The sequence below is a fragment of the Streptomyces sp. YGL11-2 genome (assembly GCF_050054615.1).
GTDB lineage: Bacteria > Actinomycetota > Actinomycetes > Streptomycetales > Streptomycetaceae > Streptomyces.
Genome location: NZ_JBNHIN010000112.1, coordinates 1 through 7,580, shown reverse-complemented (window position 1 = coordinate 7,580; position 7,580 = coordinate 1). Strand labels below are relative to the sequence as shown.

Sequence of the window (7,580 nt, the reverse complement as noted above, 5' to 3'; positions counted from 1 at the left end):
CGAACGCCAGGCCGCCGTCGAGCTGGAACATCGCGTCGTAGACCGCCGGGTTGCGTGCGGCGAAGTCGAGGTAGGCACGGGCGAGGGCGGCGACTCGCTCGCGCGGGCCGTCCGCGCCGGCGGTCGCGGCCCGCACCGACGTGGCCATCTCGGTGGCGCCTTCGAGGGCGACGGCGCCGATGATCTCGCGCTTGCCGCGGAAGTGGCTGTAGAGGACGGGCTGACTGTATTCGATGCGCTCGGCGAGCCGGCGGGTGGTGACCGCGTCCCAGCCCTGCTGCTCGGCGAGTTCGCGGGCCGTCGCCACGATGAGGCGTTCGCGCTCCGCCCGTTCGCGCTGCTTGCGTTCCTGTACCGACATGATTCGATCCTAGCACCGCTAGACAATCGAGCGGCGGTAGTACTAGCGTTGCCTCAACAGCTAGCAACACTAGATGCCAGGGGGTCATCATGCTCAGCGCACTCGAGGTCGTCACCACAGTGGTCCTCGGCCTGATGGTGGGGGTGGAGTTCTCCGTCCTCTTCGTCCTCAACCCGATCCTCAACGCCCTCCCCGAGGACAGCGGCCAACTCGGCCACGCCCACGGGGGCCGGATGCTCGGCGCCGCGATGCCGGTCTGGTACATCACCTCGCTCGTCCTCGTCGCGATCTGGGCCATCGCCGGATGGCACCACCACGGCACCGGCCTCGTCGTCACCGCCGGCGCGCTGCTGATCCTCAGCGTGATCATGTCGCTCCTGCTGCTCGTCCCGATCAACAACCGGAACAAGACGTGGACTCCCGAGAACCGACCCGAGGACTGGAAGGAGCAGATGAACCGCTGGGCCCGCTTCCACTACGCCCGCGTCGCCGTCATCATCGCCGCCTTCACCCTGCTGGTCGCCGCCCTCACCTGAGCCCGCGGGCTCACCCGCCCGGTCATCGGCCGCAACCGCTCGGCCGTGCGCCCGAAGTGCGGCACCGCCACCTCCATCTACATTCAGGACCCGGACACCAACACCTTCGAACTCCGCTGGTATCCCCAGGACGCGGGCGCCAGCGACACCCATTGACCGATAGCGAGAGGAAGTGCCGAGAATGGCCAAGCTGCAGAGTCTCGACCCGAATACGCCGATGTTCGCGCAGTTCAAGGAGAAGACCGGGCCCATCGTCCTGGCCAACACCTTCGTCGTTCCGAAGGAGAGGACTGAAGCGTTCCTGACCCTCTTTCGGAGGCAGGCGGAGTTCATGAAGGCTCAGCCGGGATTCGTCTCCCTGCAGATGCACAAGGGAACGGCGGACAGTCAACTTCTGATGAACGTCGCGGTCTGGGAGTCGACCGAGGCTCTCGCCACGGCGTTCGGCAGTCCGGAGTTCCAGCGCATGGTGGCCGAGTCCCCGGACGACATCGTGTCGTACCCGCACATCTTCGAGCAGATCGACGTATGACACGGCAGCTGTAGCCGGGGGAGGGCGGCCGGAGAAGCCCTGCCTTCCCCCGGGCAGTCACGCATCCATGCACCATGCCGGGTCGCCGAAACCGCCACCACGCGTAGCCCCGTCCCTGAAGAGGAGTCACTATGACCGTGGAACTGAATCACACCATCGTCCCCGCCCGTGACCCGCAAGCCTCGGCGCAGTTCCTGGCTGAGATCCTCGGCCTGAGTGTCGATCCGCCGGTGGCGCACTTCACGCCGGTCACGCTGGCCAACCAGGTCAGCCTGGACTACGACCAGTTGGACGACTTCGAGCCACATCACTACGCGTTCATGCTCGGCGAGCAGGAGTTCGACGCCGCCCTCGCCCGCATCCAGCACGGCGGAATCACCTACTACGGCGATCCCGCATGCCAAGAAATTGGGCAGATCTATCACAGCCAGCGCACCGCAGGCCGCAGGGGCACCTACTTCCGCGACCCCGACGGACATCTCATGGAACTCCTCACCCGGGGCGGCACCGGGTCGTGAGGCCGATGGCGGCTCAGCGGATCATGGCTTCGCTGGTGGCGGGATCGCGTTCGGAGTCGCGACCGACGCGGTGATGTGCGCGGACGGTCCGGTGACGTCACCGGTCGACCTGACGCTGCTGCCCGAACACCGACGGGGGCACGGCGGGCCGTACGGCGATCTCAACCGGCGCTGCATCGAGGTCGATCGGATGCGTGCGCTGCTGGCCGGGCTGCCACTGCCGCGCTCTCCGGACGGACGGCTGGTCCTGGCCGTCGACATGTCACCGTGGCTGCGCTCGGACGCGCCGTGCTGGGCAGAGCGGCTCTTCTGCCACGTCCACGGGCGTAACGGGCGCTCCAGCGACCAGTTCATCCCGGCCTCATCGGTCACCGCCGGCGCGCTCCCGCCGACTGGAAGCAGCAGATGAACCGCTGAGACCGCCTCCACTACATCCGCGTCACCGTCATCATCGCCGCCTCCGCCCAACCGGTCGCCCCCTCGCCTGATACCAAAGCCGCCCCGACATGCACGACGGCTTTCGCCCCGTCGGGGTGAGCCCGACAGGGCTTCGGATTACTGACCCCCGCGGGCCGACGCCGCGCCGGTGGCGCACAATCCCCACTCCCCAGGCTGCAGCTGGCCACCGAAATCCCGACATCCGGGAATGCGCCTGCCGCTCAGATCCCACAACGGTGATCCCGACAAACCGTGCCCCTCGATCAGCCGCGTCCGCGCGGCCTGATCAGGCCCCACACGACTCAGCAAGCTCCACGAAGCTCACCAAGCCGACGAAGACTCGCAAGGAGAAGAGCAATGTCGCTGAAGAAGATCAACACCGTCCTGGCCGCCGCCTTCATCCTCTTCATCCTCTGGTTCGGGTCGGAGTTCATCCTGAGCCCGGAGACGACGGCACCGGGCTTCGGCCTGCCGAGGTGGCCGTCCGGTGACGGCGACGGCTTCCTGATCATCAAGGGAATCCGCGACGTCGTCTTGGCCCTGGTCCTGGGCATCCTGCTGGTGACGGGCCACCGCCGGGCGCTGGGCTGGGCGCTGCTGGTGGAGGCCCTCGCTGCGTACGGCGACATGGCCACCGTGCTGGCCCACCACGGCTCCGTGGCCACCGCGCTCGGCGTCCACTGCCTGACCGCGACACTGATGGTGGTCAACGGCCTGCTGATAATGCGCGAGACCCGCAAGGTCGCGGCCGCTCCGGCAACGCCCGCCCCGCAGCCCGCCTAACGCCACCTTGGCGCGTGTCGGTATGCGCCTGTCAGTGCCCGCCGGGAAAGGCGCGGCGCACGATCTTCTTCCAGCGGGCGGCGGCCAGGTCCCGTTTCTCCGGGATGGTGCAGCGCGTCCCCTGCCCCGATTCTCATAAACGAGGGGCCTTTGTCCGAGCAAGATCGAGAAGCGCCGTACGGAGATCGCGAAACGCGGGATCAGTTCGCAAAACTCGTTCTCACTCAAGGATGGGTTCGGGGGTACTTCTGAGAATCGTTGGTGACAGCATCCGGAGGCATGACGGTCCCTCAAGGGGCGTCCCCGAACGACGCCGACGACGTCGAGCGGCACCTCTGCCCGCGCTGCCGGGCCGAGCCCGGCTCGCCGTGCCGCTCGCGCTCCGGCGCGGTCGCCGGTACTACCACACCGGCCGCTTCACCAAGGTGCCCCGGCTCGCCAAGCTCCTGCGCGTACCCACCCCGGCCGACCGCGGCCCCGGCCAGCCGTGGCGGCCTGGCAGCTCCGTCCGGCTCGCCCTCGCGCCGGACACCCCGACCGCCGACATCCGTATCGGGTACGCGAGGTGCTCGACGCTCACTCAGGAACTCCAGTCCCAGCTCGACGCGCTCGCCAAGCACGGCATCGAGCGCGACAAGGTGTTCTCCGAGAAGATCAGCACCCGCGTTCGGGTCCGCCCGCGGTTCGAGGCCGCGCTCGCACTCGCTCGCCAGATCAAAGCCCACGCCCCGCACTGCCGGGTCATCTTCACCGTGTACGAGATGAAGCGCCTGGGCCGCGACGCCGCCGAACTCACCGCGCTCGCCGACCACCTCACTGCCCACGGCCTGGTCCTGGAGATGCTCGCCGGACCGCTGCCCGGGATGTACGACCCCAGCGGGCCGGGCCGACTGCTGTTCGCGTTCTTCGCGGCGATGGCGGAGACCGAGCGGGAGAACATCCGGGAGTCGCCCCTCGAAGGACTCGACGCGGCGGCCCGCAAGGGCAAGCACGGCGGCCGGCCACCCGTCATCACCGACGACATGCTGCACACCGTGCTCCGACGCCGGGCGAACGGCGAGTCGGTCGAGCAGATCCAGCCCGACCTGATCATCCCCACCGGCAAGCGCAAGGGCCTGGCCCCCAGCGTCGCGAGATCAATCGCTTAGCGCCAACCGCTGTTCCGTTGTTCCCCGGGNGGGCGAACGGCGAGTCGGTCGAGCAGATCCAGCCCGACCTGATCATCCCCACCGGCAAGCGCAAGGGCCTGGCCCCCAGCGTCGCGAGATCAATCGCTTAGCGCCAACCGCTGTTCCGTTGTTCCCCGGGGCCGGTTCTGAACCTATGCCGGCTCGGGTCGTTCCGGGTTCGGGACGAAGGCGGGTAGCGCGGCGAGGCTGTGGCGAACAGCCTCGCCCCCGTACTCGAACATCTGCCGCTCGTAGCTGTCGACCGCGGAGAGAAGATTTTGACGGCCCCCGGCGGCCTCAATGAGGCAGCGGCCCAGCAGGTCGGCATCGCGCAGGGCGGTGTTCGCACCGTTGCCGCCGGTAGGAGAGGTGGCGTGGATAGCGTCACCGAGCAGCGTGACCGGACCGGGCGCCCAGCGCTCACCTGGCTCGACCACCCGGATGGACAGCAGGGTGCTGTTGTCCGGGTCGGCCTGCTCGATGAGCGCCTGCAGGTCCGGGTGCCAACTGTTCATCCTCGACAGCGCGGCCTCCTGTGCCGTCAAGGTGCCGAGAGAGCTGTTCGGCGGGAGGACCATGGCCCAGCGCACGTAGTCATGGATGTCAGGGAGCGTTACTTCGGGTGCCAGTTTCTCCGCCGCTTCCTTTGGCGGAATGGGGAACCGCATCGCCCCGAGCAGCAGACTCACTCCGCCCCCGACGATCTTCCCGCCGTAGGCCCGGGAGAGGCCGGCGAACTGCTCCGTTAGCGGCGTGCGACCGATGACGAACCGAACGCCGGTGTCAGTCGGGGTGGTCTGCGGCGTCAGCGCCTGGCGAACCGCGGAGCCGACCCCGTCCGCCCCGACGAGCAGATCGGCGGTTGCCGGATCGCGTTGCGCGAACCGGGCTTCGACCCTGCCGTTGTCCAACACGTCGTAACCGGTCAGTGCGGCCCCGGTGTGCACAGTGAGCCTGGTCAGCAGCAGGTGCCGGAGTACGTGCCGGTCAACCACGATCCCGCTCCTGGCGGGGCCGAGTTCGCCGATCTTGTTCAGCTGGGCGTCCAGGGCCAGTCGCTCAACGTAGGCGTCACTGACGACCGCGTCCAGCAGCGGGTGCCAACGCTGTGGCAGACAGCTACGCAGCGCCTCGAATCCGACCGGATCCAGTACGAGCCGGTACCCCTGAAATCGTGCGGTGATCGCTGGGTCCCGCTCGTACACGTCGACCTCGATCCCGGCGCCACGCAGGGCCTGTGCCAAGCACAGACCCCCCAGGCCGGCCCCGGCAACGGAAACTCGCATCACACACCTCCTGAACAGACTGTCCGAGCCCTGCTCAGGACCTGAGCAGGGGGTACGTGAACCACGCAGATACGAACTTAGTTCTGCGGCACGATCTAAGTTCTACTTAGCGAACTTAGATCGTGTCAAGCTATAGTGATCGGTATGCCCTCCGATCCCCGGCAACGCCGAGCCGCTCGTCACGCCCAGCCCGCTGGGGAGCCCTCAGCGGCGTCACCGCGCAAGAAGCCCATCACGGTCGACCGGATCACCGACGCCGCCCTGCAAGTCGTGGCCACCGAGGGCTACGACGCACTGACCATCCGTCGAGTCGCCGCGGTACTCGGCACCGGGCCGTCGTCGCTGTACGCGCACATCGTCAGCAAAGAGGACATCGACGATCTGCTCGTCGGCCGGCTCTGCTCCGAGGTCGTGCTGCCCGAACCGGACCCGGCCAAGTGGCGCAAGCAGATCCTCGACGTGTACGCGCAGATCCGCGACCAGTACCTGAAATACCCCGGAGTCTCCCGTGCCGCGCTGGGCGTAGTCCCGACCAACCTCTCCACGTTGCGGGTCAAGGAAGGGCTTTTGGCGATCCTGCTCGCCGGCGGAATCGAACCGCGGAGCGCCGCCTGGGTGCTCGATGCGCTGTCCCTCTACGTCAGCGCCTACGCCTTGGAGCAGTCGCTAGTCCAGCAGCGGCGCAGACACCCGGACCAGGAATGGGTCCTTGGCCGCGAGGAGCTGATCCGCCGGTTCACCGCGCTGCCGGCCGACACGTTTCCGCAGACCCGACGCTATGCCGCTGAGCTGACCTCCGGCACCGGACACGACCGGTTCGAGTTCACCCTCGGACTGATAATGGACAACCTCACCCAGCCCCAGCCCCAGCCCCAGCCGACACCGGCATCAGGCACCGCCGGATGAACGCCGCAGCCCGAGGCGGGTCTGCATCGGTGTGACTCCGGATCATGGAAGTAGCATCTGATGAGTGACGTGACTGCCTCGGTTGAGGCGGTCGAAGAGGTCCGGTCGGTCGGACTGGCGGCGGATCCGTTGGAGCGCCCGCGCTACCGAAAGTCGCTGCTGCCGTCGCGGCTGGCTTGGGCCACCAGGGCAGATGGTCCAGGCCAGCCGCGACGGTGTCCTTCGGTGCTCAGGCCGCTGTGCCGAAGCCGGAGGCGGCCGGTTTCTGGTCGCGTAGCTGAGTGAAGTCGACGTCGAGCTTGGGGTCGTACGCCTCGGGCTGGATGGCGAGTTCGTGGGTGCTGTACTCACCGAACCGCTTGATGCGCTCGGTCACGTAGGGGGAGACCTGGGCCAGGTCCTCCGGGTCGATCTCCCATCCCTCCTCCAGGAGTTGGCGGACGATCTCGGCGATGTCCAGGGCGTTGTGGAAGATCGCAGCGTTCGTCAACAAGGCATTGAATTTCATCGCTTTCTCCTGCTCGACGGGGTCGTTGTCGGCGATGACGCCCTGGTTGCCGAAGCCGACCCACTGGGAGAACCGGTTGAAGGACTCGACCTTGTTCGTCGCCGCCGTCACCCGTCGGCGAAGTGGGGCGTCCGTCAGGTACCGCAGTAGTTGCACGGTGCGGATGACGCGTCCGACCTCGCGGAATGCGGTGTAGGTGGCGTTCTTGTGCGACCCCGACCGCAGCCGCTTGAGCAGTGTCGCCGAGGAGATGACGCCCTCGCGGACGGAGACGGCCACCCGCATCAGGTGCCGGAACTGGGACTCGATCAGGTCCCAGTCGACGACGTTCTTCCTCGGCTCGCCGAACAGGGCGTCGATGTGCACGTACTCGCTCTTCTTGCTCGGCCGGTAGAAGGTCAGGCCCTTCCAGTTCCGGATCCTGGGCATCAAGTCGAAGCCCAGCAGGTGCGCAAGGGTAAAGACCAAGCCCGGGAAGTTAGGCCGGTGAGCCTGGTGTCAAGCGGTTCGGTGAAGTCGGGGTAGGCGAACGGGGCTCCGCGT

The 7,580-nt window shown here is 67.4% G+C and carries 9 protein-coding genes and 1 pseudogene; 7 read left to right on the top strand and 3 right to left on the bottom strand.

Going from position 1 to position 7,580, the window contains the following annotated elements; genetic code table 11:
* Positions 1 to 361 (bottom strand): TetR/AcrR family transcriptional regulator (locus ACO1BR_RS43425; protein WP_426800641.1); only part of this gene is annotated, 361 nt, incomplete at its 3' end.
* Positions 362 to 450: 89 nt separating this feature from the next.
* On the opposite strand from ACO1BR_RS43425, the gene ACO1BR_RS43420 reads away from it, so the two are divergent.
* The 6 genes and pseudogenes from ACO1BR_RS43420 (at position 451) to ACO1BR_RS43395 (ending at position 4,316) form a co-directional block, all read left to right on the top strand.
* Positions 451 to 897, top strand: a complete 447-nt coding sequence (locus tag ACO1BR_RS43420) for an anthrone oxygenase family protein (protein ID WP_426800640.1) — start codon at positions 451 to 453, stop codon at positions 895 to 897.
* Between the two features lie 181 nt (positions 898 to 1,078).
* Positions 1,079 to 1,429, top strand: a complete 351-nt coding sequence (locus tag ACO1BR_RS43415; RefSeq protein WP_426800639.1) for an antibiotic biosynthesis monooxygenase family protein — start codon at positions 1,079 to 1,081, stop codon at positions 1,427 to 1,429.
* Positions 1,430 to 1,560: 131 nt separating this feature from the next.
* Positions 1,561 to 1,947: a VOC family protein gene (locus ACO1BR_RS43410; protein ID WP_426800638.1), complete on the top strand. Its 387-nt coding sequence runs from the start codon at positions 1,561 to 1,563 to the stop codon at positions 1,945 to 1,947.
* 64 nt (positions 1,948 to 2,011) lie between these two features.
* Positions 2,012 to 2,356: pseudogene (locus ACO1BR_RS43405) on the top strand (transposase); the annotation flags it as partial.
* Between the two features lie 386 nt (positions 2,357 to 2,742).
* Positions 2,743 to 3,168 carry a DUF4267 domain-containing protein gene (locus ACO1BR_RS43400; protein WP_426800637.1) on the top strand — a complete coding sequence of 142 codons (426 nt, stop codon included), beginning with the start codon at positions 2,743 to 2,745 and terminating at the stop codon, positions 3,166 to 3,168.
* A 368-nt stretch (positions 3,169 to 3,536) separates the two neighbouring features.
* Positions 3,537 to 4,316, top strand: coding sequence for a recombinase family protein (locus ACO1BR_RS43395; RefSeq protein WP_426800636.1), 780 nt, complete (start codon positions 3,537 to 3,539; stop codon positions 4,314 to 4,316).
* Between the two features lie 173 nt (positions 4,317 to 4,489).
* Here ACO1BR_RS43395 and ACO1BR_RS43390 read toward each other — a convergent pair whose 3' ends face one another.
* A complete protein-coding gene (locus tag ACO1BR_RS43390; RefSeq protein WP_426800635.1) occupies positions 4,490 to 5,623 on the bottom strand; it encodes an FAD-dependent oxidoreductase in 1,134 nt (377 codons plus the stop codon).
* 144 nt (positions 5,624 to 5,767) lie between these two features.
* On the opposite strand from ACO1BR_RS43390, the gene ACO1BR_RS43385 reads away from it, so the two are divergent.
* Positions 5,768 to 6,529 (top strand): TetR/AcrR family transcriptional regulator, encoded by a 762-nt coding sequence (locus ACO1BR_RS43385; protein ID WP_426800634.1) that lies wholly within the window; start codon positions 5,768 to 5,770, stop codon positions 6,527 to 6,529.
* A 229-nt stretch (positions 6,530 to 6,758) separates the two neighbouring features.
* Here the strand turns inward: ACO1BR_RS43385 and ACO1BR_RS43380 are convergent, their stop codons facing one another.
* On the bottom strand, positions 6,759 to 7,505 hold the full coding sequence (locus ACO1BR_RS43380; protein WP_426800633.1) for a Tn3 family transposase: 747 nt from the start codon (positions 7,503 to 7,505) through the stop codon (positions 6,759 to 6,761).
* Positions 7,506 to 7,580: the final 75 nt, after the last annotated feature.

Coding starts and splice junctions, on each gene's coding strand:
- ACO1BR_RS43420 (WP_426800640.1), top strand. CDS start 451: ATGCTCAGCGCACTCGAGGTCGTCACCACAGTGGTCCTCGGCCTGATG.
- ACO1BR_RS43415 (WP_426800639.1), top strand. CDS start 1,079: ATGGCCAAGCTGCAGAGTCTCGACCCGAATACGCCGATGTTCGCGCAG.
- ACO1BR_RS43410 (WP_426800638.1), top strand. CDS start 1,561: ATGACCGTGGAACTGAATCACACCATCGTCCCCGCCCGTGACCCGCAA.
- ACO1BR_RS43400 (WP_426800637.1), top strand. CDS start 2,743: ATGTCGCTGAAGAAGATCAACACCGTCCTGGCCGCCGCCTTCATCCTC.
- ACO1BR_RS43390 (WP_426800635.1), bottom strand. CDS start 5,623: ATGCGAGTTTCCGTTGCCGGGGCCGGCCTGGGGGGTCTGTGCTTGGCA.
- ACO1BR_RS43385 (WP_426800634.1), top strand. CDS start 5,768: ATGCCCTCCGATCCCCGGCAACGCCGAGCCGCTCGTCACGCCCAGCCC.